The sequence below is a fragment of the Janthinobacterium sp. GW823-FHT01H08 genome (genome assembly GCF_058797855.1).
Genome location: NZ_CM179504.1, coordinates 5607332 through 5632926, shown reverse-complemented (window position 1 = coordinate 5632926; position 25595 = coordinate 5607332). Strand labels below are relative to the sequence as shown.

Below are 25595 nucleotides of genomic sequence, written 5' to 3'. Positions count from 1 at the left end.
GAAGATGACCATGGCTGTTTCTACTTTGTCCAACCGCGCCAGGATGGCCGCGCTGGCCACCGCGCTGGCCCTGGCCGGCTGCGCCTCGCTGGCGCCGCCGTACGCGCCGCCGCCGCTGCCCGTGGCGGCGCAGTATCCGGAAGCCGATCCGGCCGGCGCGCAGGCGCCCGACGTCGCCTGGCAAGCCTACTTTGCCGACCCGCGTCTGCAGGCGCTGATTGCGCAGGCGCTGGCCGGCAACCGCGACATCCGCATCGCTGCCCTGCGCGTGGAAGAAGCGCGCGCCGCGTATGGCATCCAGCGCGCGGAGCAATTCCCCACCATCGCGCTGGGCGCCTCCGGCAGCCGCGCGCGCGTGCCAGACGACTTGAGTCCGACGGGCCGCGCCATGACGAGCGCGCAGTACCAGGCGGGCTTGAACGTGAGCGCCTGGGAACTCGATTTCTGGGGCAGGGTGCGCAGCCTGAAGGACAGCGCGCTGCAAACCCTGCTGGCCAGCGACGAGGCGCGCCGCGCCGTCGGCGTGGCCCTGGTGGCGCAGGTGGCCAATGGCTACCTGGGCTTGCGCGAACTCGACGAGCGCGTGGAACTGGCGCGCGCCACGGTCGACAGCCGCGCCGAATCGCTGCGCATCTTCACGCGCCGCTTCGAGGTGGGGTCGATTTCCAAGCTGGACCTGACGCAGGTGGAAACCCTGCTCAGCCAGGCCCTGTCGCTGTCGGCACAGCTGGAGCAGGCGCGCGCCGTGCAGGCGCATGCGCTGGCCCAGCTGGTGGGCGGCCCCGTCGACCTGACGCCAGTGGCTGGCGAGGTGCGCCGCTTTGACGACGCCAGCGTGCTGCAGCCGCTGCATGCGGGCCTGCCTTCGGCCTTGCTGACGCAGCGTCCCGACCTGATGGCGGCCGAGCACCAGCTGCGCGCCGCGCAAGCCAATATCGGCGCCGCGCGCGCCGCCTTCTTCCCCACCATTTCGCTGACGGCGGCTTATGGCACGGCCAGCGCGGAATTGAGCGGCCTGTTCGACTCGGGCAGCGGCGCCTGGAATTTCGCGCCGCGCCTGGTGCTGCCGATTTTTGACGCGGGCCGCATCCGCGCCAATATGGACCTGGCCGAGGTACGCCGCGACGTGGCCGTGGCCAATTATGAAAAGAGCGTGCAGGGCGCCTTCCGCGAAGTGGCCGACGCGCTGTCGAACCGGCGCTGGCTGGCGCTGCAGGTCGATATCGGCAAGACCACCTTGGCCGCGCAGAGCGAACGCGCGCGCCTGGCCAAGCTGCGCTACGACAATGGCGCCGCGCCCTACCTGGAAGTGCTCGATGCACAGCGCGACCTGCTGACGGTCGAGCAGCAGCTGGTGCAGACGCGCCGCGCGCTGCTGTCCAGCCAGGTCAGCCTGTACGCGGCCCTGGGCGGCGGCGCACCCGCACCCGCCGCCGCTTCCACCCACTAATTTGATCGCCCCGATACCATGAATGCTCAACTGAAGAAAAAACTCATCCCCGCGGCGCTCGTCGTGGCCGTTCTCGTGCTGGGCTACGTGGCCTGGCAAAAAATGCGCCCCACGGGCCCTGGCGAAGGTTTTGTCAGCGGCAATGGCCGCATCGAGGCGACGGAAGTCGACGTCGCCACCAAGCTGGCCGGCCGGGTCAAGGAGATCCTCGTGCGCGAGGGCGACTTCGTCAAGGCGGGCCAGCCGCTGGCCACCATGCAGGTCGACTCGCTGACGGCCCAGCGCGACGAGGCGCGCGCGCGCCAGCAGCAGGCGTCCGATGCCGTGGTCGGCGCGCAGGCGCAGGTGGCCGTGCGCGAAAGCGACAAGGCGGCCGCGCTGGCCATGGTGGCGCAGCGCGAAAGCGAACTCGATGCGGCCAGGCGCCGCCTGGCCCGTTCCGAAACCCTGTCGAAGGAAGGCGCTTCCTCGGTGCAGGAACTCGACGACGACCGCGCCCGCGTGCGCAGCGTGGCCGCCGCCCTGAATGCGGCCAAGGCGCAGGTGACGGCGGCGCAGGCGGCCATCGATGCGGCAAAAGCGCAGGTGGTCGGTTCGCGTTCCGCCGTCGTAGCCGCCGAGGCGACCACGGCGCGCATCGATTCCGACCTGGCCGATGGCCAGCTGACGGCGCCGCGCGACGGCCGCGTGCAATACCTGGTGGCGCAGCAGGGCGAAGTATTGGCCGGTGGCGGCAAGGTGCTCAACCTGGTCGACCTGTCGGACGTCTACATGACCTTCTTCCTGCCCGAGACGGCGGCCGGCAAGGTGGCGATGGGCGGCGAGGTGCGCCTCATCCTCGACGCGGCGCCCAATTACGTGATTCCCGCGACGATTTCGTTTGTCGCCGCCAGCGCGCAGTTCACGCCGAAGACGGTGGAAACGGCCAGCGAGCGCCAAAAACTGATGTTCCGCGTGAAGGCGCAGATCAGCCGCGAGCTGCTGCAAAAGCACCTGGCCCTGGTCAAAGTGGGTTTGCCGGGCGTGGCCTGGGTGCGCCTCGATGCGAAGCAGCCATGGCCCGCTGAACTGACGGCGAAGGTTCCGCAGTGAGCATGGACGTGACTTCCTTTGTCGTCAGCATCAAGGGCGTCAGCCAGCATTACGGCAAGACGGTGGCGCTCGACGGCATCGACCTCGACGTGCCGGCCGGCCGCATGGTGGGGCTGATCGGCCCCGATGGCGTGGGCAAATCGAGCTTGCTGTCGCTGGTGGCCGGCGCACGCGCCGTGCAGCAGGGCAGCGTGATGGCGCTGGGCGGCGACATGCGCGATGCGCGCCACCGCGACGATGTCTGCCCGCGTATCGCCTACATGCCGCAAGGCCTGGGCAAGAATCTGTATCCGACCCTGTCGGTCGAGGAAAACCTGCAGTTTTTCGCGCGCCTGTTCGGCCACGACGCGGCCGAGCGCCGCCGCCGCATCGACCAGCTGACCCGCAGCACGGGCTTGCAACCCTTCCTCGCGCGCCCGGCGGGCAAGCTGTCGGGCGGCATGAAGCAGAAGCTGGGCCTGTGCTGCGCCCTGATCCACGATCCCGACCTGCTCATTCTCGATGAGCCGACCACCGGCGTTGATCCCCTGGCGCGCGCCCAGTTCTGGGACCTGATCGCCGGCATCCGGGTGCAGCGCCCGCAAATGAGCGTGATGGTGGCCACCGCCTACATGGACGAGGCGCAGCGTTTCGACTGGTTAGTCGCCATGGATGACGGCAAGGTGCTCGATACGGGCACGCCGGCCGAACTGCTGGCGCGTACCGAAAGCGGCAACCTGGAAGCGGCCTTCATCAAGCTGCTGCCCGAAGCCAAGCGCGCCGGCCACCAGCCCGTCGTGATCACGCCGCTGGACGCCGCCAGCGCGCAGGACGTCGCCATCGAGGCCAAAGACCTGACCATGCGCTTCGGCGATTTTACCGCCGTCGACCATGTGAATTTCCGCATCGGCCGCGGCGAGATCTTCGGCTTTCTCGGTTCGAACGGCTGCGGCAAATCGACCACCATGAAGATGCTCACGGGTCTGCTGCCGGCCACGGAAGGCAAGGCCTGGCTGTTCGGCAAGGAAGTCGATTCCAACGACATCGACACGCGCCGCAGGGTCGGCTACATGTCGCAGGCGTTTTCCCTGTACAGCGAACTGACGGTGCGCCAGAACCTGGTGCTGCACGCGCGCCTGTTCCACGTGCCGGAGGGCGAGATCCCGGCGAGGATCGACGAAATGGCGCAGCGCTTCGACTTGCGCGCCGTGATGGACGACTTGCCCGACAGCCTGCCGCTGGGCATACGCCAGCGGCTGTCGCTGGCCGTGGCCATGGTGCACAAGCCGGAAATGCTGATCCTCGACGAACCGACGTCCGGCGTCGACCCCATCGCACGCGACAATTTCTGGCGTCTGATGATCGAGCTGGCGCGGCGCGACCGCGTCACCATCTTCATTTCCACCCACTTCATGAACGAGGCCGAGCGCTGCGACCGCATCTCGCTGATGCACGCGGGTAAAGTGCTGGTCAGCGATGCGCCGGCCGAACTGGTGCGCAAGAAGGGCGCGCCGTCGCTGGAGGCGGCCTTCATCGCCTACCTGGAAGAGGCGGGCGGCGGTACGGCAGCGGCAACAGTGCAGGAAACGCCGGCATCCGTGCCGCAGGAAACGGCACCGGCGCCGCAGCACCGGCGCAGCCGTTTCAGCCTGGGCCGCATGCTCAGCTACATGTGGCGCGAGGCGCTGGAATTGCGCCGCGACCCCGTGCGCCTGACCCTGGCGCTGGGCGGCTCCGTGCTGCTGCTGTTCGTCATCGGCTTCGGCATCAGTCTGGACGTCGAAGACTTGAGCTATGCGGTGCTCGACCACGACCAGACGACCCTGAGCCAGAATTACACGAACAACCTGGCCGGCTCGCGCTACTTCGTCGAGCGCCCGCCGTTGCGCGACTATGCCGATATCGACAAGCGCATGCGCAGCGGCGAACTGTCGCTGGCCATCGAGATCCCGCCCGGCTTCGCGCGCGACGTGCAGCGCGGCGCGCCGGCGCAGGTGGGCGCGTGGATCGACGGCGCCATGCCGATGCGCGCCGAAACCGTGCAGGGCTACGTGCAGGGCATGCATCAGCTGTGGCTGGCCGACCAGGCCTTGCACCGCTACGGCATCACGATGAGCAATCCCGTCGCCATCCAGACGCGCTACCGCTACAACCCGGACGTGAAAAGCCTGCCCGCCATGGTGCCGGCCGTGATTCCCTTGCTGCTGCTGATGCTGCCGGCCATGCTGGCGGCGCTGTCCGTGGTGCGCGAAAAGGAACTCGGTTCCATCATCAACCTGTACGTGACGCCCGTCACGCGCCTGGAATTCTTGCTCGGCAAGCAGGTGCCCTACGTCGTGCTGGCCATGTTCAACTTCGTCCTCATGGCCCTGCTGGCGGTCACCGCCTTCGGCGTGCCGATCAAGGGCAGCTTGCCGACCCTGATCGGCGCCACCTTCATCTTCAATATCTGCGCCACGGGCATCGGCCTGTTCGCCTCGACCTTTACGCGCAGCCAGATCGCGGCCCTGTTCGTGACCATGATCGGCACCATGATCCCGGCCATCCAGTTTTCCGGCCTGCTCAATCCCGTCTCGTCGATGGAAGGCGTGGGCAAGGCCATCGGCCTGATGTACCCGGCCACGCACATGCTCAATATCAGCCGCGGCGTATTCAACAAGGCGCTGGGCTTCGGCGACCTGCACGCCTCGTTCTGGCCCCTGCTCGTCGCCATTCCCGTGATCCTCGGCGTGACGGTGGCGCTGCTGAAGAAACAGGAGAGCTGACATGCGCCACCTTGAAAACATCTACCGCCTGGGCGTGAAGGAAATCTGGAGCCTGATCCGCGACCCGATGATGCTGATCCTGATCCTCTACACGTTCACCCTGGCCATCTACGTGGCCGCCACGGCCAAGCCGGAAACCCTGCACATGGCCTCGATCGCCATCGTCGACGAGGATGGCTCGCCGCTGTCCGCGCGCATCGCCTCGGCCTTCTTCCCGCCCCAGTTCACGCCACCGGCCATGATCAACCAGAGCCAGGTCGATGCGGGCCTCGATGCGGGCCGGTACACCTTCGTGCTGACGATCCCGCCCAAGCTGCAGGCCGACGTGCTGGGCGGGCGCCAGGCGGAACTGCAGCTGAACGTCGACGCCACGCGCATGAGCCAGGCCTTCAGCGGCAGCGGCTACATCCAGCAGATTGTCGCTGGCGAGATATCGGAATTCGCCAAGCGCTACCGGGGCGCGACCGTCTCGCCCGTGGAGCTGGTGATGCGCGCGCGCTTCAATCCCTCGCTGAGCCAGGCGTGGTTTGGCTCGCTGATGGAGCTGATCAACCAGGTGACGATGCTGTCGATCATCCTCACGGGCGCGGCGCTGATACGCGAGCGCGAACATGGCACCATCGAGCATTTGCTGGTGATGCCCGTGACGCCGGCCGAGATCATGCTGGGCAAGGTCTGGTCGATGGGCCTGGTGGTGCTGCTGGCCGCCGCCCTGTCGCTGAACCTGGTGGTGCGCGGCATGCTGCACGTGCCGATCGAAGGCTCGATCGCGCTGTTCCTGTGCGGCGCGGCCCTGCACCTGTTTGCCACCACCTCGATGGGCATTTTTCTGGCCACCGTGGCGCGCAGCATGCCGCAGTTCGGCATGCTCCTGATCCTCGTGCTGCTGCCGCTGCAGATGCTCTCGGGCGGCAGCACGCCGCGCGAAAGCATGCCCGAGCTGGTGCAGAACATCATGCTGATCGCCCCGACCACGCATTTCGTCGAATTGAGCCAGGCGATCCTGTACCGGGGCGCCGGCATCGACGTGGTGTGGAAACCGTTCCTGGCCCTGCTGGCCATCGGCACGGCCCTGTTTACCTTCGCGCTGGCGCGCTTTCGCAAGACCATCAGCCAGATGGCGTAGCCCCCGCGCCGGAATGGTCCGGCGTTTTTTTGCATGAAAAGGATAGCCATGAAGATCGAAGCTGCACCATTTTTCTCCACCGGCGGCTTGCCGTCCCTGGGCATGCTGGGCGATTATGCGCGCGACTCGTGGCAGCGCATCGTGCTGTACGCGGACGTGATGCGCCGGCGCGGCAACCAGTACCAGGAGCACCTGGCCGAGGAAGTGCCGAACGTGCTCGACTTCCCCGCCGAACTGGTGATGTCGGGCCTGGAGCTGGCGCGCCCCGTCAACTACGGCCTGGCGCGCATTTTGACGCCCGATGCGCCCGAACCTGAGCCATCGAAACGGCCGTTTGTCGTCGTCGATCCGCGCGCCGGCCACGGTCCCGGCATCGGCGGCTTCAAGGCCGAGAGCGAGATCGGCGTGGCCCTGCGCGCCGGCCATCCGTGCTACTTCATCGGCTTCCTGCCCGATCCCGTGCCGGGACAGACGGTGGAAGACGTGATGCATGCGGAGGCGGCCTTCCTGGAAAAAGTCATCGCCCTGCATCCGCTCAGCGAAGGCAAGCCCGTCGTCATCGGCAATTGCCAGGCGGGCTGGCAAATCCTCATGACGGCGGCCATGCGCCCGGAATTGTTCGGTCCCATCATCGTGGCCGGCGCGCCCGTGTCCTATTGGGCCGGCTGGCATGGCCGCAACCCGATGCGCTACGCGGGCGGGCTGATGGGCGGCAGCTGGGCCACGGCGCTGGCGGGCGACCTGGGCAACGGCCGTTTCGACGGCGCCAGCCTGGTGCAGAATTTCGAAAAGCTCAACCCGGCCAATACCCTGTGGAGCAAGCAGTACAACCTGTACGCGAACATCGATACGGAAGCGCCCCGTTACCTGGAATTTGAAAAATACTGGGGCGGCCACGTCTTCCTCAACGACGTCGAGATGCAGTACATCGTCGACAATCTGTTCATCGGCAACCGCCTGGCCACGGCCGAATTGATCACCTCCGACGGCGTGCGCCTGGACTTGCGCAATATCCGTTCGCCCATCGTTGTGTTCTGCTCGAATGGCGACAACATCACGCCGCCGCCGCAGGCGTTGGGCTGGATCACGGACCTGTACCGCGACGACAAGGATGTGCTGATGCACGATCAGACCATCGTCTATGCCGTGCATGACAGCATCGGCCACCTGGGCATCTTCGTCTCGGCCAAGGTGGGGCACAAGGAACACCAGAAATTCGCCAGCAATATCGACCTGATCAACCTGCTGCCGGCCGGTATCTACGAAGCGCGGATCGTCGACAAGACGCCCGACACGCCGAATGCCGACCTGGCCAGCGGCGATTATGTGCTGCAGGTCGAGCACCGCGGCATCGAGGACGTGCGCGCCATCGTGCAGCCGAGCGTGGAAAACGACCGCAAGTTCGCCGCCGCCGCGCGCGTATCCGAGGTCAACCTGGCCCTGTACCGCACGTTCGCGCAGCCGTGGGTGCGCGCCATGGTCACGCCGCAGACCGCGCGCTTCCTGCAGCTTGCGCATCCGCTGCGCGTGTCGTACGAGCGCTGGACCGACCACAATCCGCTGGCCAGGCTGGTGGCCAGGGAGGCGGAAAAAGTGCGCGCCCACCGCCAGCCGGTATCGCCCGACAATCCGCTGCTGGCCATGCAGGAAGCCGTCTCCGGCGCCATCACGGCCGGCTTGAACGGCTGGCGCGACTGGCGCGATACTGTGCAGGAAACCACCTTCGACCTGGTGTACGGCTCGCCCCTGGTGCAGGCGCTGACGGGACAGTCCATCGGCGATGCCACGCCGCCGCGCCCCCATCCCGGCATCTCGCCCGAGCATTGCGAATACGTGCGCTGCGAAACGCGCAAGATGGACGAGGACATGCAGCGGGGCGGCCTGGTGGAAGCGGCCGTGCGCGCGCTGTTCTACATCTACCGCTTCCGCATGATCGCCGACGAGCGCAGGGTCAACCTGGCCCTCAAATTGATCAAGCCGCAATACCGGCAGGAGGTCAGCATGGAGGAATTCCGCGGCATCGTGCGCCAGCAGGCGCGCCTGATGCTGCATGATTTCGATGCCGCCATCGCCGCCTTGCCGGCCTTGCTGTCGCGCGCCGATCCGGACGACATCGGCGCGCTGGCCGAATGGCTGCAGCAAGTGCTGCAGGTGCCCGAGCCGCCGACGCCGGACGAGGAAGCGAGCCTGCAGCAGATGCTGGACGTCTTCGACCGCGCAGTCAAGCAGCAGGCGCAGGCGCAGGCGCTGCCGCCGGACGCGCGCGCCTCCCATGCCGGACCAAAAGCCAAACCGGCCAAACACATTACCTCTGCCTAGAAGACCACGATGACTACTACCCAAGACGATGATCTGAATATCGTGCGTAACCGCACCTTCGACCAGATCGCCATCGGCGACACCGCCAGCATCACGCGCACCCTGAGCATGGACGATATCGCCCTGTTCGCGGTGATGTCGGGCGATGACAACCCGCAGCACCTCGATACGGAATTTGCCGCCGCCACCCGCTACCAAGGCGTGATCGCGCACGGCATGTGGGGCGCTTCCCTCATATCCGCCGTGCTGGGCACGCGCCTGCCCGGCGCCGGCACCGTCTATACGGGCCAGACCCTGCGTTTTTTGCAACCCGTGCGCGTGGGCGATACCTTGGCCATCAGCGTTACCGTCACGGCGCGCGAGCCGCGCAGCCGCCACGTGACCCTGGCTTGCCGCTGCGTCAACCAGCATGGCGCCGTGGTGCTCGACGGCGAGGCGCAGGTGATCGCGCCGGCCGAGCAGATCGAGCGGGCGCGCGCCACCTTGCCCGAAGTGCGCCTGCATAACGGCGACGGCACGCGGCGCCTGCTCGAGCACGCACGTACGCTGGGGCCGATCCGGGTCGCCGTGATCCACCCCTGCGATGAACTGAGTCTGTCTGGCGCGCTGGACGCGCATGCGGCCGGCCTGATCACGCCCGTGCTGGTGGCGCCGCGCGCGCGCCTGGAAGCGGTGGCGGCCGAAGCGGGCCTGAGTCTGGCCGGCATCGCCATCGAGGACGTCGAGCATAGCCATGCTGCCGCCGCGCGCGGCGCCGAACTGGCGGGCAAGGGCGAAGTGGAGGCGCTGATGAAGGGCAGCCTGCATACGGACGAACTGATGTCGGCCGTGCTGTCGGCCAGCGCCGGCCTGCGCACCAAGCGCCGCATCAGCCACTGCTTCCTGATGCAGACGCCCGCCTATCCGCGCCCTTTCATCATCACGGACGCGGCCATCAATATCGCGCCCAACCTGGCCATGAAGGCCGACATCGTGCGCAACGCCATCGACCTGGCGCACGTGATCGGCGTGGCCTGCCCGCGCGTGGCCATCCTGGCCGCCGTGGAAACGGTGAACGCGGACATGCCGGCGACTTTGGACGCGGCCGCCCTGTGCAAGATGGCCGACCGCGGACAGATCACGGGGGCCATCCTCGACGGCCCGCTGGCTTTTGATAACGCCGTGTCGATCGCCGCCGCCACCGTCAAGGGCATCGTCTCGGAAGTGGCGGGTCGCGCCGACATCCTGCTGGTGCCCGACCTGGAAAGCGGCAACATGCTGGCCAAGCAGCTCGAGTACATGGGCGACGCGGACAGCGCCGGCATCGTGCTGGGCGCGAAGATCCCCGTCATCCTCACCAGCCGCGCCGATTCGCGCGCCAGCCGCATCGCCTCGTGCGCCATCGCCGTGATGCTGGCCAACCATTACCGGAGCACGCCGCCATGAACGCGCCAATCACCCACGCCGACGGTGCCTTGATCCTGGTGCTCAATTGCGGCTCGTCGAGCATCAAGTTCGCCCTGTTCGAGCAGGCGGGCGGCGTGCTGCCGCAGCAGGCGCAATGGAGCGGCAAGGTCGAAGGCATCGGCCGCGAAAGCGCCACCTACCGCGCCGGCGGCCTGCCGGCGGTCGCCTTGCAGCTGGACCCGGAGCAGCCGCATCACGCGGCGCTCGAATACATCCGCGCGCAAGTGGTGGCGCAGCTGGACGGGCGTGCGCTGCGCGCCGTGGCGCACCGCGTGGTGCATGGCGGCAGCAAGTACTTCGCCCCCGTGCGCATCGATTTCACCGTGCTGGCCGACCTGAAAAGCTATGTGCCGCTGGCGCCCCTGCACCAGCCGTTCGCGCTCGAGGCGATCGAGGTGCTGCTCACATCGCGGCCCGACATCGCCCAGGTGGCGTGCTTCGACACGGCCTTCCACCACACGGTGCCGCAGGTCGAGCAGATGCTGGCCCTGCCTTACGATGCGTGGGAGCGGGGCTTGCGCCGCTATGGTTTCCACGGCCTGTCCTACGAATACCAGTCGCTGGTGCTGGAACAGCGTTTTGGCGCTGTCGCGCGCGGCAAGGTCATCGTGGCCCACCTGGGCAGCGGCGCCAGCCTGTGCGCCATGGACAATTTGCACAGCGTGGCCACCACCATGGGCTTTTCCGCGCTCGACGGCCTGATGATGGGCACGCGCTGCGGTTCGCTCGATCCTGGCGCCGTGATCTACCTGATGGAAATCGAAAAGCTGTCGCTGGAAAAAGTGGCGCATGTGCTGTACCACGAGTCGGGCTTGCTGGGCGTGTCCGGGGTGTCGGCCGACCCGCCGGTCTTGCTGGCGCAGCAGGACCGGCAGGATGCGACGGGCGAACGCATCCGCGCCGCGCTGGCTTTATATATCCGCCGCATCGTGCGCGAGATCGGCGCCCTGACGGCCGTGCTGGGGGGACTGGACATGCTGGTGTTTACGGCCGGTATCGGCGAACACAGCGCCGAATTGCGCCAGCGCATCTGCGCCGAGCTTGGTTTTATCGGCCCCGTGCTCGACGCGCAGGCCAATGCGCGCAACGCCAGCCGTATCTCCACCGATGCCAGCCGCATCGTGGTGGGCGTGGAGCCGGCCAACGAGGAGTGGGTGGCGGCGCGCCACGCGGCGCTGGCCGTGGGCGCATGAGGATCTGAAGCGTCAGGCCGCGCTCGATGGGAAATTTGCCGATTTGCATATATTTCTCGTTGAGTGCGCTACCGCACTGTGTGGTTTGCCAGTTATCTTTACTATGAAGTCATGCCATTGCGCTACATCAAGAAACAGCGCGATGCCTGGCAAATTTTGAACATTTTGCCCGCCTTTAGTAAGAATAAAATTAAACCATATTGAAAGGTCTCATCATGAACAAATTACTCGCCGCACTGATCGCTACCCTGTTTGCTACCGCCGCCTTCGCTCAAACCGCGCCGGCCACGGAAGCTGTCGTGAAAGCCCAGGCTTCCGCGCAAAAAGACGTCAACAAGGCTGCCGCTTCGGAAGCCAAAGTCGATGCCAAGGCTGACGCCAATGTCGCCAAGGCCGAGATGAAGGCTGACGAAAAGAAAGCTGACGCCCATCACAAGGCGAACAAAACCAAAGCCAAGGCCCATGACAAAGTCGTCAACGCCGATGCGGAAGACAAGCTGAAAGCGGAAGCCAAGGCAGACAAAACCGATGCCAAGGCCGATGCGAAAGCCACCAAGGCTGCCGTAAAAGCGAACGCCAAGGTCGCCAAGGAAAAAGTGGAAGCGAATGCCGACAAAGCCCTCGCCGCCACCAAGACGGAAGAAGCCAAAGCCAAAGCCGACGCTGAAGTCAAGGCCGCCGCCGCCAAGTAATTCCCCGTTTGCGGGCCACGGCCCGCAAGCCAAAAAGACAGCTTCGGCTGTCTTTTTTTCGTCTGCCACTTTTTTCGGGCACCGCTTGCCAGTCTTGATCTGGCACAAATGCTCCTCTTTTCGCCGTGCCATAGTGAATTGGCAAACAGACGAAGGAGGCACCATGAGCACCGCTAAAACGAAAAAATTACCGGCCACCGGTTCGGCCGAAGGCGCGCCGGCCATGCAGTCCATGCAGTCCATGCCGGTCGAGGGTGACGTGCATGCCGGTACTGATGCGGCGGGCGCCGAGGCCATGCCGGGGCCGCGCCTGGGCATGTCGTACGCGGATCAGGCGGCGCTCGCGCAGGGCGCGGCCGCGGCGAACGGCGGCGACATGCCGGGCGGCGGCATGCAGCAGGCATCGCAGGGCATGGCCGGAGCCAGTTGCATGCACGTGGGCGATGGCGGCGGCATGGGGGGCGACCGCGATGGCGGGGGCGGTGGAGGCGGCATGGGCGGCGACGGCGGCGGCCAGGGCGGCGGCACGCCGCAGGTGCGCACCTGCGCCACGATGGACGTGCATCGCCGCCTGCTGACGGAAGATCCATCGTATGCGAACATCCGCGCCGATATTGAAAACCAGGCTGGCATGTACGAGGGCGCCGGCAGCAGCGCCGGGCGTTCCGGCGTGACGCAGATACCGGTGGTCGTGCACGTGGTGTGGAATACGGCCGCGCAGAATATTTCGGATGCGCAGATCGCCAGCCAGATCGATGTGCTGAACCGTGACTTCCGGCGCGTCAATCCCGATGTCAACAGCACGCCGGCGCCGTTCCTGCCGCTGACGGCCGATGCGCGCGTGGAGTTCGCGCTGGCCACCATCGATCCGCATGGCGCGGCCACCAGCGGCATCGAGCGGCGCCAGACGACCGTGGCCTCGTTTGGCGCCGACGATGCCGTCAAATCGCAGGCGACGGGCGGCATGGATGCCTGGCCGGCCGACACCTACCTGAATATCTGGGTGTGCCAGCTGGGCGGCGGCTTGCTCGGCTACGCGCAATTTCCCGGCGGCCCGGCCGCCACCGACGGCGTGGTGATCCTGCAATCGGCCTTCGGCACGACGGGCACGGCGGCGCCGCCGTTCCACCTGGGGCGCACGGCCACGCATGAAATCGGCCACTGGCTGAACCTGAACCATATCTGGGGCGACGACGGCACCGGCTGCTCGGGCACGGACAACGTAGCCGACACGCCGAACCAGGGCGGACCGAACACAGGCCAGCCTTCGTTCCCCCACATTTCCTGCAGCAACGGGCCGAATGGCGACATGTTCATGAACTACATGGATTACGTCGACGATCCCGCCATGTTCATGTTCACGGCGGGCCAGGTGGCGCGCATGCAGGCCTGTCTCGACGGTCCGCGCGCCAGCATGGGCACGGGGACGGGCGGCACGGGCGTCACGCCGCGCCAGAGTTCTTCCCCCGTCGTGGCCTGGGGCGCGAACCGCCTCGACGTCTTCGTGCTGGGCACCGACCGCGCGCTGTACCACAAGGCCTGGAACGGCACGGCCTGGGCGCCGTCCGTCACCGGCTATGAAGGGCAGGGCGGCATTTGCACCAGCGCCCCGCAGGTGGTGTCGTGGGCGCCGAACCGGCTCGATGTGTTCGTCACGGGCACCGACAGCGGCTTGTTCCACAAATGGTGGAACGGCACGGTGTGGGGCCCGTCCCTGACCGGCTATGAAGCGATGGGCGGGCTGTGCGTGGGCGACCCGCGCGCCGTGGCGTGGGGGCCGAACCGCCTCGACGTGTTTGTCGTCGGCACGGACCGCGGCCTGTATCACAAGTGGTGGAACGGGGCCGCCTGGGGGCCGTCGCTGACCGGCTACGAAGCCATGGGCGGCATCTGCCTGGGTCAGCCGGAAGCCGTGGCGTGGGGGCCGAACCGCCTCGACGTCTTCGTCATCGGCACGGACCGGGCCCTGTACCACAAGTGGTGGGACGGCACGGCCTGGGGACCGTCGCTGACGGGCTACGAGCGCCTGGGCGGCATTTGCACCTCGTCGCCGAAGGCGGTGGCGTGGGGGCCGAACCGCCTCGACGTCTTTGTCACGGGCACCGATGGCGCGCTGTACCACAAGTGGTGGGACGGCGCGAAATGGGGGCCTTCCAACGACGGCTTCGAACGGCTGGGCGGCATCTGCGTGGGCGAGGTGGAAGCCGTGTCGTGGGCGCCCAACCGGCTCGACCTGTTCGTCATCGGCACCGATAGCTCCCTGTACCACAAGGCGTGGAACGGCAGCGCCTGGACGCCGTCGCTGACGGGTTTTGAAAGCCTGGGCGGCGTGTGCACTTCGCGCCCGCGCGCCACGGCCTGGGCGGCGAACCGCCTCGACGTATTTGTCGCGGGCACGAATGGCGCCCTGTTCCACAAGGCCTGGAACGGCACGGCCTGGTCGCCTTCCGTGAGCGGCTATGAAAGCCTGGGCGGCGTGGTATCGTGTTTCTGACGTCAATGCGTCAATGCGTGAAACGGGAGGCGGCATGCACGGCATGACAACGGCTTTGCCCAGCGGCAGCTGGACGCATTCCTTCGAGGAGGATGCAGACGGTATCGAGGTGTACCGGCCCACGGCCACCTTCGCCTTTCCTCCCAGCCGCAAGGGGCGCAAGGTGCTGGAGTTTGGCCCGTCCGCCGGCGCCATGGCGCAAGGGGCGGCGACATTGACGTCGATGGCGCCCGGCCCCGACGACCGTCCCCGCGCCGGCCCCGTTGCCAAGCTGGTGCCCCTGGGCATGGGCCGCTATGCCCTGAGTGATGCTGGCGGGGCGCAGGACGTGATCGACATCGTCGAAGCGACGCCCGACGTGCTGCGCCTGGCGCGGCGTTAAGGCTGGCCGCGCAGCTTGTGCGCGAGCGCCGTGCGGTTGCCCACGCCCAGTTTCTGGTAAATCGCATGCAGCTGGTTGCGCACGGTGGCCGGCGACTTGCCCAGTTCCCTGGCGATGCTTTTATACGGCAAGCCTTCCGCCGCCATGGCCGCCACCAGCCGTTCTGCCGGCGTCAGGCGCCGCATGGCAGCCTGCCTGAAACGTTGTGTGTCATCCTTGCTCTCCTGTCCGTAAGCGGCATGCCGGTGGCATGCCTGCAGGGATAACGGGAGCACGGCGCCTATCTGTAAAATTATTTTCTCTGCTGCCAGATGCGATGAACGAAAAAAAAGACAGGCGAACCTGTCTTTTCGTGTGGCTGGGTGGCGCTCAGCCGATGGCTGCCATGGAGACAGGCTTCAGCTTGGCCGCCAGCGCCTTGCCCTTCTTGGCGCGCTTGCCGAAGTGCTCGGCCAGGGCCGTGGCGCCCAGCGACGCATCCTGCGGTTTCGAGGCCCGGCCGATGCCCGAGACCACCACGCCACGCTGCGTGATCGGCTGCACGGCCAGCAGCTTGTCCTTGGCATCGAGGTCGATCAGCTTGACGCCGGTGCCGCCCTTGGACAGGGTTTTCATTTCATCGAGGCCGAACACCAGCAGGCGCGCGCCTTCCGTCAAACAGGCCAGGGCGCTGGCCGCCTCGGGGATGACTTTCGGCACCAAAGGCACGTCGCCCTCGTCCAGGGTGATGAAGGCCTTGCCGCCTTTCAGGCGGCTCGTCATGTCGCCCGCCTTGGCGATGAAGCCGTAGCCGGCGCTCGACGCCAGCAGCAAATTGGTGGCGCCATTGCCCGCAAAGTAGTGCAGGATGCGCACGGCGTTGCCCGGCGTGCCGCCGCTCAGGTCGCACAAGGTCGTGATCGGCACGCCGTCGCCGCGCGCGTTGGGCAGCGCCGAGACGGGCACCGAGTAGATCTTGCCGTTGTTGCCAAAGCCCAGCAGGGTGTCGACCGTGCGGCACTCGAAGGCGCCATGCAGGCTGTCGCCCGCCTTGAAGGTGAACTGCGCCGCATCGTGGCCGATGCCGGTACGCGCGCGCACCCAGCCTTTTTCCGAGATGATGACGGTGACCGGCTCATCGACCACTTTTTGCTCGGCCACGGCTTTCTGCGCTTCCTCGATCAGGGTACGGCGCGCGTCGCCGAACTGCTTGGCATCCGCTTCGATTTCGCGGATGATGGCGCGCTTCATCGAGCCCGGGTTGTCGAGCAGGTCCTGCAGCGATTTTTCTTCCTTGCGCAGCTCGGCCAGTTCCTGCTGGATCTTGATCGTTTCCAGGCGCGCCAGCTGGCGCAAACGGATTTCCAGGATATCGTCGGCCTGGCGCTCGGACAGTTTGAACGCCTCGATCAGGGCCGCTTTCGGCTCATCCGAATTGCGGATGATCTGGATCACCTTGTCGATATTGAGCAGGATCGCTTCGCGTCCTTCCAGTATATGGATGCGGTCCTTGACCTTGCCCAGTTTGTAGCCGGTGCGGCGCGTGACGGTCTCGAAACGGAAATCGATCCACTCGCGCAGGATGTCGCCCAGGCCTTTCTGGCGCGGACGGCCGTCGCCGCCGATCATCACCAGGTTGATCGAGGTCGACGATTCCAGCGACGTATGCGCCAGCAGCATCAGCATGAATTCCGTCTGGTCCTGGTTTTTCGACTTCGGCTCGAACACGAGGCGCACGGGCGCGGCGCGGCCCGATTCGTCGCGGATGGTGTCGAGCGAATTGAGGATCAGCGCCTTCAGGGCCACCTGGTCCGGCGACAGCGCCTTCTTGCCCAGCTTGATCTTCGGATTGGTCAGTTCCTCGATTTCTTCCAGCACCTTTTGCGAGGAGGTGCCCGGCGGCAGTTCCGTCACGACGGCTTGCCACTGGCCGCGCGCCAGTTCCTCGATCTTCCAGCGCGCGCGCACCTTCATGCTGCCACGGCCGCTCGCGTACATGTCGGCGATCTGCGAGGGCGGCGTGATGATCTGGCCGCCGCCGGGGAAGTCGGGGCCGGGCATGATGGCCATCAGCTCGGCGTGCGTCATCTTCGGATCGCGGATCATGGCGACGGCCGCTTTCGCCACTTCGGCCAGGTTGTGCGACGGGATTTCCGTCGCCAGGCCCACGGCGATGCCGGAGGCGCCATTGAGCAGCACCATCGGCAGGCGCGCCGGCAGCAGCTTCGGTTCTTCCGTCGAACCGTCATAGTTGGGCTGGAAGTCCACCGTGCCCATGCCGATTTCATCCATCAGCAGCTTGGCGATCGGCGTCAGACGCGCTTCCGTGTAACGCATGGCCGCGGCGCCGTCGCCGTCGCGCGAGCCGAAGTTGCCCTGGCCGTCGATCAGCGGGTAGCGCAAGGAAAAATCCTGCGCCATGCGCACCAGCGCGTCGTACACGGACTGGTCGCCGTGCGGATGCAATTTACCCAGCACGTCGCCGACCACGGCCGCCGATTTGCGCGGCTTGGCCGTGGAATTCAAGCCCAGCTCATTCATCGCATACAGGATGCGGCGCTGCACGGGTTTCTGGCCGTCGCACACGTCGGGCAGGGCGCGGCCCTTGACGACGGAGATGGCGTAATCGAGATAGGCGCGCTCGGCAAAGGTGGACAGGGTCAGCGCTTCGCCGTCGAATACCGGTTCATCCGGCTCGATCGGCTCAGGCTGGGCATCGTCAAATAAATTGGTTTGTGTGGACATGGCGCTTGTTTCGGTGTTAAGTGGTTGCGGTTGAATTCATGGGGGCGATTATGACAGCCCGGATTTGGAAAAGGATTTGCCGTAGGTCTTGTAGATGTAGCACATGGTGAAATACAGCACGGCCAGGGCCAGTTCCACGCTGTTGTGCATCATCTGCATGGCGCGGATGGCCGGGGCCTGGCCGGCCAGCACGACGCTGGCGAGGGACGGCACCAGCACCACCGGCCAGATCGTCTTCCATTTGAAATCGGTGGGGGAAAACAGCAGGCCGGCGCACGACCAGGCATACAGCGCGGCGCCCACGAGGGCGGCCGGCAGCTGCTGCACATACAGCAAGGACAGCAGGCCCGCACAGCCGATCAGCCATGCCGCGCGCAGGCGGGGCAAAAGCGCCTCCGGCCAGCCGCAATCGCCATACAGGCCGGTGGCGCTGCGCAGAGCCAGCGCCGCCAGGCAAAACATCATCGGCATGGCGTCGCCGATGGCCAGCGCCGACTGGCCCTTGCCGCTCATGAACATGGCGGCGAACAGCGACATGCCCAGAACCAGGAGCAGCAGCATGCCATGCAGCAGCTGGCGGTTCATCGCATACGCGAGCAGGGCCGACGCGCACAAGCCGGCCGCAGTGACGAGGCGCACGGTCTCGCTGCGTTCGGGCAGGAACAGCATCAGCGTCAGCAGCAGATAGGGCGCGATCCAGCCCAGTTGCCGCAAGCCGGGCCGCTGCCACAGCACGGGCAGGCGGTCCTGCAGCGCTTCCTGCAGCGAATCCAGGCGCGCGAACAGGGGCGCCGGCCAGCGCAAGGCATGCATGGCCAGCAGAGTAAAGGCCAGCGCCTGGAAACCGAGCAGGCTGGCATAGGCGGCCGCGTCGCCGAGCTTGAAGCCGGCCGCATCGAGCACGCCCGCGAGTATGAAGTGCAGCACGAAGCCCAGGCCGCCCGACGCGAGCGCCGTCTGCTTGAAGTAGCGTTTGCCATGCACGGCGTGTTCCCACTGCTCGAACAGGTCCGTATCGAGCTTGTAGGCCAGCATCTCGCCATGCTGCCAGCGTATCGCGTGCAGCAGTTCGCGCAGCTGCAGCGTGAATTTTTGGTCGAACAGCTGGCGCGCATAGGCGCTTGGTGCCTGCTGCGACATGATGCAGTCCAGGCCGGGGTAGCTGTCGCGGTTGTCGCTGAAATGGGCGAACGAGCGGTCCGCCCGGTAGCGCTGCACGGCACTGCGCACCAAGTCCGCATGGCTGCGCGCCAGGTAGGAAAAGTCGTGCTCCCAGCCCAGCTGCTCGAACAGGGCCTGACGCAGCGCCAGGTCATAGCCGGCGCTGGCGCAATAGCGCAGCGCGCACAGCTCGAATTCCTCGCGCACGTCGAGGTTCAGCATGGCGTCGTCCTGCAGCATGCGGGCCAGCGCGTCGCCCGCATCCGCATGCCGCATCCATGCCAGGCAGCCTTGCCACAGATTGGCCGCTTCCTGCGCCGGATCGGTGGCGAGCACGCCCCATAGTTCCGGCGGCGGTGCCTGGTCCTGGGCTATGACGCCCCACAGTTCCGCAGGCGCCTGCTGCGCGGGCTCGTCGATGACGCCCCACAGGTCGGCCGGTTCCATGGGCGGCGCTTCTGGCGCTTGCGCCACCGCCGCTTCGGCCGCTTGCGCTTCCGGCAGTTCATCAGCAAACAGGTGCGCATGGCGCAGCGCGTATTCATACGCTTCGCGCAGCTCCTGGAAGGCGGCCGGATCGTCTTCGGGCCGCGTCACCTTCAGGCGCTTCGCATACGCGCGCTTGAGGGCGCGCTCGTCGCCGGTCGGCTCCGTGCCCAGGATCTCCCACAGGCCGCGCTGGCCGTTGTGCATGCCGCCGTCCATTTACAGGAAGCTCTCGCTCTCGACCTGGCGCAACACCTCGTCGAGCGCCTGGCGCGCTTTGCGGATGGTGGCCGGGTCCTGCGTTTCCAGCGCGGCCTGGAAATTGGCCGTGTGCGCCGCCAGGTACTGGCGCACGTCGCCCAGCGACTGTTCATACAGGCGGTCGGCGCGCGTGACGAGGGTGCGGTTTTCCATCTGCTCGCGCGGGTGGATCTTCAGGTCGGCCAGTTCCGCAAAGCGCTGCTCGATCTGTTCCGGCGTCATCACGCCCGCATTGTCGCTGATGATCATCTTGTGGCGTTCCTGCGTGGCCAGCACCGTCACTTCCGCTTCCAGCACGCCGCTGACGTCGTAGGTGAAGCGCACGTCGATGCCGATCTCGCCCGCCTTTTTCGCGGGGATCGGGAAGCTGATCTTGCCCAGGAAGACGTTGTCGGCCACCAGGCGCGACTCGCCCTGGAAGATCGCCACGTTGATTTCCTTCTGGTTGTCGTGGATGGTGGTGATGTTTTCCGTGCGCGAGACGGGGACCACGGAGTTACGCTCGATGATGGGCAGGTAATGGCCGCCCTCATACTGGTTCGCGCCGACCTGGCGCGAAATCGAAATGCCCAGCGAATACGGCGCCACGTCCGTCATGACCACTTCGTCGAGGGCCGCGTCGCGCATCTTCAGGCCCGCCTGCACGGCGGCGCCCAGCGCCACGGCTTCGTCCGGGTCCAGGTGGATGGCGGGGAAGCGGCCGAACATGCGCGAGACCAGTTTACGCACCAGCGGCATGCGCGTGGCGCCGCCGGCCAGCACCACTTCATTCAATTCCGCCACGCGGATGGTGGCGTCGCGCAGCGCCCGTTCCACGGGCAGGCGCAGGCGGGCCAGCAGCGGTTCGCACAACTGCGCCAGCTTGTCTTCGCCGATCTCCCAGCTGTATTCCTTGTCCTGGTAGCGCGTGGCCATGCGCACGGACGGCTGGTCCGACAGCAATCGCTTGACGCGTTCGGCTTCGTCGCGCAGCAGCTGCTGCTGGCGCGGGTCGAGCAGGCGGCTGCCGACGGCGTCGCGCAGGCCGCTGCCTTCCATGAAAGCGTCGACCAGCACGGTGACGAAGTCTTCGCCGCCCAAAAAATTGTCGCCGGCCGAGGCGCGCACTTCCATCACGCCTTCGAACAGTTCCAGGATCGACACGTCGAACGTGCCGCCGCCCAGGTCGAAGACGAGGAATTTGCTTTCCTGTTCCTTGTCGCGGATGCCGTAGGCCAGCGCGGCTGCCGTCGGCTCGTTGAGCAGGCGCTCCACGCGCAGGCCCGCCAGCTGGCCGGCGATGCGCGTGGCCTTGCGCTGCGCATCGCTGAAATACGCGGGCACGGTGATGATGGCTTCCTCGACCTTGTGGCCCAGGAAGGCTTCGGCATCTTCCTTCAGCGCGCGCAGCACCATCGACGACAGTTCTTCCGGGCGGAATTGCTGCGTGCCGAGGGTGATCTTCTTTTCGCTGCCCATGTAGCGCTTGAAGACGGCCGCCGTCAGCTGCGGGTGCGTCTGCAGCCGTTCGCGCGCGGCGCGGCCCACCAGCACGGTGCCGTCGTCATCGATGCTCACGCATGACGGCGTCAGGTGTTCACCGAGCGCATTCGGGATGATGGAAGCCTTGCCGTCGCGCCAGATGGCGACCAGGCTGTTGGTGGTGCCCAGGTCGATGCCGATGATCATCAGATATCCGCCTCCGCCTCATTGCCGTGTTCCTCGATCCAGGCGCGGCGTCCTGCCGCCTCGCCCTTGCCCATCAACATATTGAAGCGGGACGCCGAGGCCATGTGGTCGATTTCACCGAGCGTGACGGGCAGCAAACGGCGCGTGTCCGGATTCATCGTCGTTTCCCACAGCTGTTCGGCGTTCATCTCGCCCAGGCCCTTGAAGCGCGAGATCGACCAGGCGCCCTGTTTCACGCCTTCCTTGCGCAGCTTGTCCTCGATGGCCAGCAGTTCGCCATCGTCGAGCGCATAGATTTTCTGCATCGGCTTCTTGCCGCGCGCCGGCGCGTCCACGCGGTACAACGGCGGACGGGCGATGCAGATGTGGCCCTTGTTGATCAGGACGGGGAAGTGCTTGAAGAACAGGGTCAGCAGCAGTACCTGGATGTGCGAGCCGTCCACGTCCGCGTCCGACAGGATGCAGATCTTGCCGTAGCGCAGGCCCGACAGGTCGGGCGAGTCGCCCACGCTGTGCGGATCGACGCCGATGGCCACCGCAATGTCGTGGATCTCGTTATTGGCGAACAGGCGGTCGCGGTCCGTTTCCCACGAGTTCAACACCTTGCCGCGCAGGGGCAGGATCGCCTGGAATTCCTTGTCGCGGCCCATCTTGGCCGAACCGCCCGCCGAGTCGCCCTCGACGAGGAACAGTTCATTGCGCGCGATGTCCGACGATTCGCAGTCGGTCAGCTTGCCCGGCAACACGGCCACGCCCGAGGATTTTTTCTTTTCCACTTTTTGCAGCGAGCGCTGGCGCGACTGCGCCTGCTTGATCACGAGCTCGGCCAGCTTCTTGCCGTAGTCGACGTGCTGGTTCAGCCACAGTTCCAGCGGCGGCTTGGTAAAGGTCGACACGAGGCGCACGGCGTCGCGCGAATTGAGGCGTTCCTTGATCTGGCCCTGGAATTGCGGGTCCAGCACCTTGGCCGACAGCACGAACGATGCGCGCGCGAACACGTCTTCCGGCAGCAGTTTCACGCCTTTGGGCAGCAGCGAGTGCATCTCGACGAAGTTTTTCACGGCGCCGAACAGGCCGTCGCGCAAGCCCGATTCGTGCGTGCCGCCATTCGAGGTGGGAATCAGGTTGACGTACGATTCGCGCACGATGGCGCCTTCTTCCGTCCAAGCCACGACCCAGGCCGCGCCTTCGCCTTCGGCAAAGCCTTCCGAGTCCGGGCCAGCGTATTGCGCGCCTTCGAACAGGGGAATCAGGGTTTCGCCATTCGATACCTGCGCCAGCGTTTCGGTCAGGTAGCCGCGCAAGCCTTCCGCGTACTGCCACGTTTGCGTGTCGCCCGTCTTCGCGTTGGTCAGCGTGACGGTCACGCCCGGCAGCAGCACGGCTTTCGAGCGCAACAGGCGTTGCAGTTCCGTTTGCGAGATGTTCGGCGAATCAAAGTATTTCGCATCGGGCCAGGCGGTGACGCGCGTGCCGGATTTTTTGCCGTCGCGCGGGGCGGGGCGGGAACTCAGGGGCTCGATCACGTCGCCGTTGGCAAACACCATGTGGTGCAAGCCGTTGCCGTCGCTTTCCTTGCGCCAGACGGTGATTTCCAGGCGCGTCGACAGCGCATTGGTGACGGACACGCCGACGCCGTGCAAGCCGCCCGAGAACGCGTAGGCGCCGCCCGAACCCTTGTCGAACTTGCCGCCCGCGTGCAGCCGTGTAAACACGATTTCCACCGTCGGCACGCCTTCTTCCGGGTGCAGGCCGACGGGAATGCCGCGGCCATTGTCTTCGACGGTGATGCTGCCATCCGTGTTCTGCGTGACGGCGATATGCGTGCAATGACCGCCCAGCGCCTCGTCGGAGGCATTGTCGATCACTTCCTGAATGATGTGCAGCGGATTTTCAGTGCGGGTGTACATCCCCGGGCGCTGCTTGACGGGTTCCAGTCCTTTCAGGACACGGATGGATGATTCGCTGTAGTCGGATGCTGGTTTTTTAGTGGCCATACGTGTTCAAGCTAAGTAAAGACAGTGGTTGGAACGCCAGGCCAGGGCACTGCGGGCGCAATGACAGCGGCGGCGATAACTGTATGAATATACAGTATATCCCGTCCAGCGTCACTGGGGGAGGGCAGTGCGGCAGGCTTGGCGTCCTTGTGCGGACGCTCGCGCATTCTATCTTGTCCGGCGAGCAATAGCGCTACTCCAAGGCAACAACAGTGCGCCGCGCGCGGGGTTTTGCGCCAATTGTGATGGATTTTATGCGGTAAAGCGGCCTTTTTTACATCTTGTTTACAGCTGCCTTCCCAGTCTTTACGAATTTTTTAGACCCTTTTGGCTAATCTGCTCACTATCAAAACAAACCTGAATGAGGGTGGGAATGGATCTCGTGTATCTCGGCTTGATTGCCGTGTTTTTCGTCGTGGCGGCCGGCTTTGCCGTCGCCTGCGACAAATTAGGGAGCGTCAAATGAACGCGTTTTATGTGCTGGGCGCCGTCGTCTCGGCCGGCCTGCTCGTGTATTTGCTGGTGGCGCTGCTGAAGGCGGAGGAACTGTGATGACGACGCAATCGATACTGTTATTGGTGGCCTTCCTGGCCGTGCTGCTGGCCGCTGGCTATCCGCTGGGCCTGTACATGGCCAGGGTGGCCGGCGATGGCCCCGTGCGCGGCCTGGGCTGGCTGCAAAAGCTGGAAAATCTGCTGTACCGCTGGTCCGGCCTGCCCGCCGACAAGGCCATGGGCTGGAAAAGCTATGCCATCGCCCTGATCGTGTTTAACACGGTGGGCGCCGTCTTCGTCTACGGCCTGCAGCGCCTGCAGGGCTTCCTGCCCCTCAATCCCCAGGGCCTGGGCGCCGTCAGCCCCGATTCCTCGTTCAATACCACCGTCAGCTTCGTCGCCAACACCAACTGGCAGGGCTACGGCGGCGAACAGACCATGAGCTATCTGACGCAGATGCTGGGCATGGCCTGCCAGAACTTCTTCTCGGCGGCCACCGGCATCGCCGTGATCTTCGCGCTGGTGCGCGGCTTCGCCTCGCGCTCGGGCAAATCGATCGGCAATTTCTGGGTCGACCTGGTGCGCTCGACCCTGTACATCCTGCTGCCGCTGTCCCTGGCCCTGTCCGTCGTCTTCATGGGCGAAGGCATGATCCAGAATTTTTCCGCCTATAAGGAAGTGACCCTGCTCGATCACGTGGCGTATGCAACGCCGAAGGTGACGGCCGACGGCCAGCCCGTGCTGGACGCCGCCGGCAAACCCGTGATGGAAGCGCAAGTGGCGACGACGCAGACGATCGCCATGGGCCCCGTCGCGTCGCAGGAGTCGATCAAGCTGCTGGGCACGAATGGCGGCGGCTTCTTCAATGCCAATTCCTCGCATCCGTACGAAAACCCGACCGTGCTGTCGAACTTCCTGCAGATGCTGGCCATCTTCATCATTCCCGCCGGCCTGTGCTTCACCTTCGGCCGCATGGTGGGCGACATGCGCCAGGGCTGGGCCGTGCTGGCCGCGATGACCCTGATCTTTGTCGTCATGACGGCGGGCGTGATGAGCGCCGAGCAGCAAGCCAATCCGGCCTTGCAATCGCTGGGCGTGGACCAGCAGGCCAGCAGCCTGCAATCGGGCGGTAATATGGAAGGCAAGGAAACGCGCTTCGGCATCAGCTCATCGACCTTGTTCGCGGCGGTGACGACGGCCGCGTCGTGCGGTGCCGTCAATTCCATGCACGACTCCTACATGCCCCTGGGCGGCATGGTGCCGCTGCTGCTGATGCAGTTCGGCGAAGTGGTCTTCGGCGGCGTGGGCACGGGCCTGTACGGCATGCTGATGTTCGCCATCCTGGCCGTCTTCATCGCCGGCCTGATGATAGGCCGCACGCCTGAATACCTGGGCAAGAAAATCCAGGCGTATGAAATGAAGATGGTGTCGCTGGCCATCCTGATTACGCCAGCCCTCGTATTGACGGGCACGGCGATCGCCGTGATGGTCGAACCGGGCAAGATCGGCGTGGCCAATCCGGGCGCGCACGGTTTCTCCGAGATCCTGTACGCCTTCACGTCGGCGGCCAACAACAACGGCAGCGCGTTTGCGGGCCTGTCCGCCAACACGCCGTTCTACAACGTGATGCTGGCGATCGCCATGTGGTTCGGCCGCTTCGGCGTGATCGTGCCCGTGCTGGCGGTGGCCGGTTCGCTGGCGGCCAAGCAGCGCCTGTCGGCCAACGCCGGCACCATGCCCACGCACGGCCCCATGTTCATCGGCCTGCTGATCGGCGTCGTCGTGCTGGTTGGTGTATTGAATTACGTTCCCGCGCTGGCCCTGGGCCCGATCGTCGAACACCTGCAACTTTTCATCAAATAAGAG

Annotated in this window: 17 protein-coding genes; 12 read left to right on the top strand and 5 right to left on the bottom strand. The window is 65.7% G+C overall.

The features are described from left to right. Positions 1 to 4 precede the first annotated feature (4 nt). The 10 genes from AC3RCG_RS25235 to AC3RCG_RS25190 all read left to right on the top strand — a co-directional run bounded on the left by AC3RCG_RS25235 (position 5) and on the right by AC3RCG_RS25190 (position 14938). Positions 5 to 1450, top strand: coding sequence for an efflux transporter outer membrane subunit (locus AC3RCG_RS25235; protein ID WP_492402302.1), 1446 nt, complete (start codon positions 5 to 7; stop codon positions 1448 to 1450). Positions 1451 to 1468: 18 nt separating this feature from the next. Next, positions 1469 to 2542 (top strand): HlyD family secretion protein, encoded by a 1074-nt coding sequence (locus AC3RCG_RS25230; RefSeq protein WP_070224282.1) that lies wholly within the window; start codon positions 1469 to 1471, stop codon positions 2540 to 2542. Positions 2543 to 2544: 2 nt separating this feature from the next. After that, positions 2545 to 5286: a ribosome-associated ATPase/putative transporter RbbA gene (gene rbbA / locus AC3RCG_RS25225; protein WP_070311594.1), complete on the top strand. Its 2742-nt coding sequence runs from the start codon at positions 2545 to 2547 to the stop codon at positions 5284 to 5286. 1 nt (position 5287) lies between these two features. Then, the gene (locus AC3RCG_RS25220; RefSeq protein ID WP_070224284.1) at positions 5288 to 6412 is read left to right on the top strand and encodes an ABC transporter permease; all 1125 of its coding nucleotides are present in this window, start codon (positions 5288 to 5290) and stop codon (positions 6410 to 6412) included. Between the two features lie 48 nt (positions 6413 to 6460). Beyond that, positions 6461 to 8731 (top strand): DUF3141 domain-containing protein, encoded by a 2271-nt coding sequence (locus tag AC3RCG_RS25215; RefSeq protein WP_492402303.1) that lies wholly within the window; start codon positions 6461 to 6463, stop codon positions 8729 to 8731. Between the two features lie 9 nt (positions 8732 to 8740). Then, entirely contained in the window at positions 8741 to 10156 is a 1416-nt protein-coding gene (locus AC3RCG_RS25210; RefSeq protein ID WP_099409175.1) for a bifunctional enoyl-CoA hydratase/phosphate acetyltransferase, read from the top strand. Beyond that, the gene (locus AC3RCG_RS25205; protein ID WP_492402304.1) at positions 10153 to 11370 is read left to right on the top strand and encodes an acetate/propionate family kinase; all 1218 of its coding nucleotides are present in this window, start codon (positions 10153 to 10155) and stop codon (positions 11368 to 11370) included. Before AC3RCG_RS25210 ends, AC3RCG_RS25205 begins: the two co-directional genes overlap by 4 nt. Positions 11371 to 11585: 215 nt before the next feature. Continuing rightward, entirely contained in the window at positions 11586 to 12062 is a 477-nt protein-coding gene (locus tag AC3RCG_RS25200) for a hypothetical protein (RefSeq protein ID WP_070224288.1), read from the top strand. 163 nt (positions 12063 to 12225) lie between these two features. Further along, on the top strand, positions 12226 to 14556 hold the full coding sequence (locus AC3RCG_RS25195) for a DUF8189 domain-containing protein (protein ID WP_492402305.1): 2331 nt from the start codon (positions 12226 to 12228) through the stop codon (positions 14554 to 14556). A 34-nt stretch (positions 14557 to 14590) separates the two neighbouring features. Further along, on the top strand, positions 14591 to 14938 hold the full coding sequence (locus AC3RCG_RS25190) for a hypothetical protein (protein WP_099410734.1): 348 nt from the start codon (positions 14591 to 14593) through the stop codon (positions 14936 to 14938). Here the strand turns inward: AC3RCG_RS25190 and AC3RCG_RS25185 are convergent. The 5 genes from AC3RCG_RS25185 to AC3RCG_RS25165 form a co-directional block, all read right to left on the bottom strand. Continuing rightward, the gene (locus tag AC3RCG_RS25185) at positions 14935 to 15123 is read right to left on the bottom strand and encodes a helix-turn-helix domain-containing protein (RefSeq protein WP_492402306.1); all 189 of its coding nucleotides are present in this window, start codon (positions 15121 to 15123) and stop codon (positions 14935 to 14937) included. The two genes, AC3RCG_RS25190 and AC3RCG_RS25185, sit on opposite strands and share 4 nt — an antisense overlap. Before the next feature lie 184 nt (positions 15124 to 15307). Further along, positions 15308 to 17662 (bottom strand): DNA topoisomerase IV subunit A, encoded by a 2355-nt coding sequence (gene parC / locus AC3RCG_RS25180; protein WP_492402307.1) that lies wholly within the window; start codon positions 17660 to 17662, stop codon positions 15308 to 15310. A 48-nt stretch (positions 17663 to 17710) separates the two neighbouring features. After that, entirely contained in the window at positions 17711 to 19516 is a 1806-nt protein-coding gene (locus AC3RCG_RS25175) for a hypothetical protein (RefSeq protein WP_492402308.1), read from the bottom strand. A 12-nt stretch (positions 19517 to 19528) separates the two neighbouring features. Then, entirely contained in the window at positions 19529 to 21238 is a 1710-nt protein-coding gene (locus tag AC3RCG_RS25170) for a molecular chaperone HscC (RefSeq protein ID WP_492402309.1), read from the bottom strand. Continuing rightward, positions 21238 to 23235, bottom strand: coding sequence for a DNA topoisomerase IV subunit B (locus AC3RCG_RS25165; RefSeq protein ID WP_326457346.1), 1998 nt, complete (start codon positions 23233 to 23235; stop codon positions 21238 to 21240). The genes AC3RCG_RS25170 and AC3RCG_RS25165 overlap by 1 nt, the downstream gene beginning before the upstream one ends. Positions 23236 to 23697: 462 nt before the next feature. Here AC3RCG_RS25165 and kdpF point away from each other — a divergent pair, with 462 nt between their 5' ends. Both kdpF and kdpA read left to right on the top strand, forming a co-directional pair. Further along, entirely contained in the window at positions 23698 to 23787 is a 90-nt protein-coding gene (gene kdpF, locus AC3RCG_RS25160; protein WP_034746483.1) for a K(+)-transporting ATPase subunit F, read from the top strand. After that, complete coding sequence (gene kdpA / locus AC3RCG_RS25155) at positions 23787 to 25592, top strand: potassium-transporting ATPase subunit KdpA (RefSeq protein WP_492402310.1); 1806 nt, start codon at positions 23787 to 23789, stop codon at positions 25590 to 25592. Before kdpF ends, kdpA begins: the two co-directional genes overlap by 1 nt. Positions 25593 to 25595: the final 3 nt, after the last annotated feature.

Excerpts from the sequence above, each read along its gene's own strand:
- AC3RCG_RS25235 (WP_492402302.1), top strand. The coding sequence starts at position 5 with ATGACCATGGCTGTTTCTACTTTGTCCAACCGCGCCAGGATGGCCGCG.
- AC3RCG_RS25230 (WP_070224282.1), top strand. The coding sequence starts at position 1,469 with ATGAATGCTCAACTGAAGAAAAAACTCATCCCCGCGGCGCTCGTCGTG.
- rbbA (WP_070311594.1), top strand. The coding sequence starts at position 2,545 with ATGGACGTGACTTCCTTTGTCGTCAGCATCAAGGGCGTCAGCCAGCAT.
- AC3RCG_RS25220 (WP_070224284.1), top strand. The coding sequence starts at position 5,288 with ATGCGCCACCTTGAAAACATCTACCGCCTGGGCGTGAAGGAAATCTGG.
- AC3RCG_RS25215 (WP_492402303.1), top strand. The coding sequence starts at position 6,461 with ATGAAGATCGAAGCTGCACCATTTTTCTCCACCGGCGGCTTGCCGTCC.
- AC3RCG_RS25210 (WP_099409175.1), top strand. The coding sequence starts at position 8,741 with ATGACTACTACCCAAGACGATGATCTGAATATCGTGCGTAACCGCACC.
- AC3RCG_RS25205 (WP_492402304.1), top strand. The coding sequence starts at position 10,153 with ATGAACGCGCCAATCACCCACGCCGACGGTGCCTTGATCCTGGTGCTC.
- AC3RCG_RS25200 (WP_070224288.1), top strand. The coding sequence starts at position 11,586 with ATGAACAAATTACTCGCCGCACTGATCGCTACCCTGTTTGCTACCGCC.
- AC3RCG_RS25195 (WP_492402305.1), top strand. The coding sequence starts at position 12,226 with ATGAGCACCGCTAAAACGAAAAAATTACCGGCCACCGGTTCGGCCGAA.
- AC3RCG_RS25190 (WP_099410734.1), top strand. The coding sequence starts at position 14,591 with ATGCACGGCATGACAACGGCTTTGCCCAGCGGCAGCTGGACGCATTCC.
- AC3RCG_RS25185 (WP_492402306.1), bottom strand. The coding sequence starts at position 15,123 with ATGCGGCGCCTGACGCCGGCAGAACGGCTGGTGGCGGCCATGGCGGCG.
- parC (WP_492402307.1), bottom strand. The coding sequence starts at position 17,662 with ATGTCCACACAAACCAATTTATTTGACGATGCCCAGCCTGAGCCGATC.
- AC3RCG_RS25175 (WP_492402308.1), bottom strand. The coding sequence starts at position 19,516 with ATGCACAACGGCCAGCGCGGCCTGTGGGAGATCCTGGGCACGGAGCCG.
- AC3RCG_RS25170 (WP_492402309.1), bottom strand. The coding sequence starts at position 21,238 with ATGATCATCGGCATCGACCTGGGCACCACCAACAGCCTGGTCGCCATC.
- AC3RCG_RS25165 (WP_326457346.1), bottom strand. The coding sequence starts at position 23,235 with ATGGCCACTAAAAAACCAGCATCCGACTACAGCGAATCATCCATCCGT.
- kdpF (WP_034746483.1), top strand. The coding sequence starts at position 23,698 with ATGAACGCGTTTTATGTGCTGGGCGCCGTCGTCTCGGCCGGCCTGCTC.
- kdpA (WP_492402310.1), top strand. The coding sequence starts at position 23,787 with ATGACGACGCAATCGATACTGTTATTGGTGGCCTTCCTGGCCGTGCTG.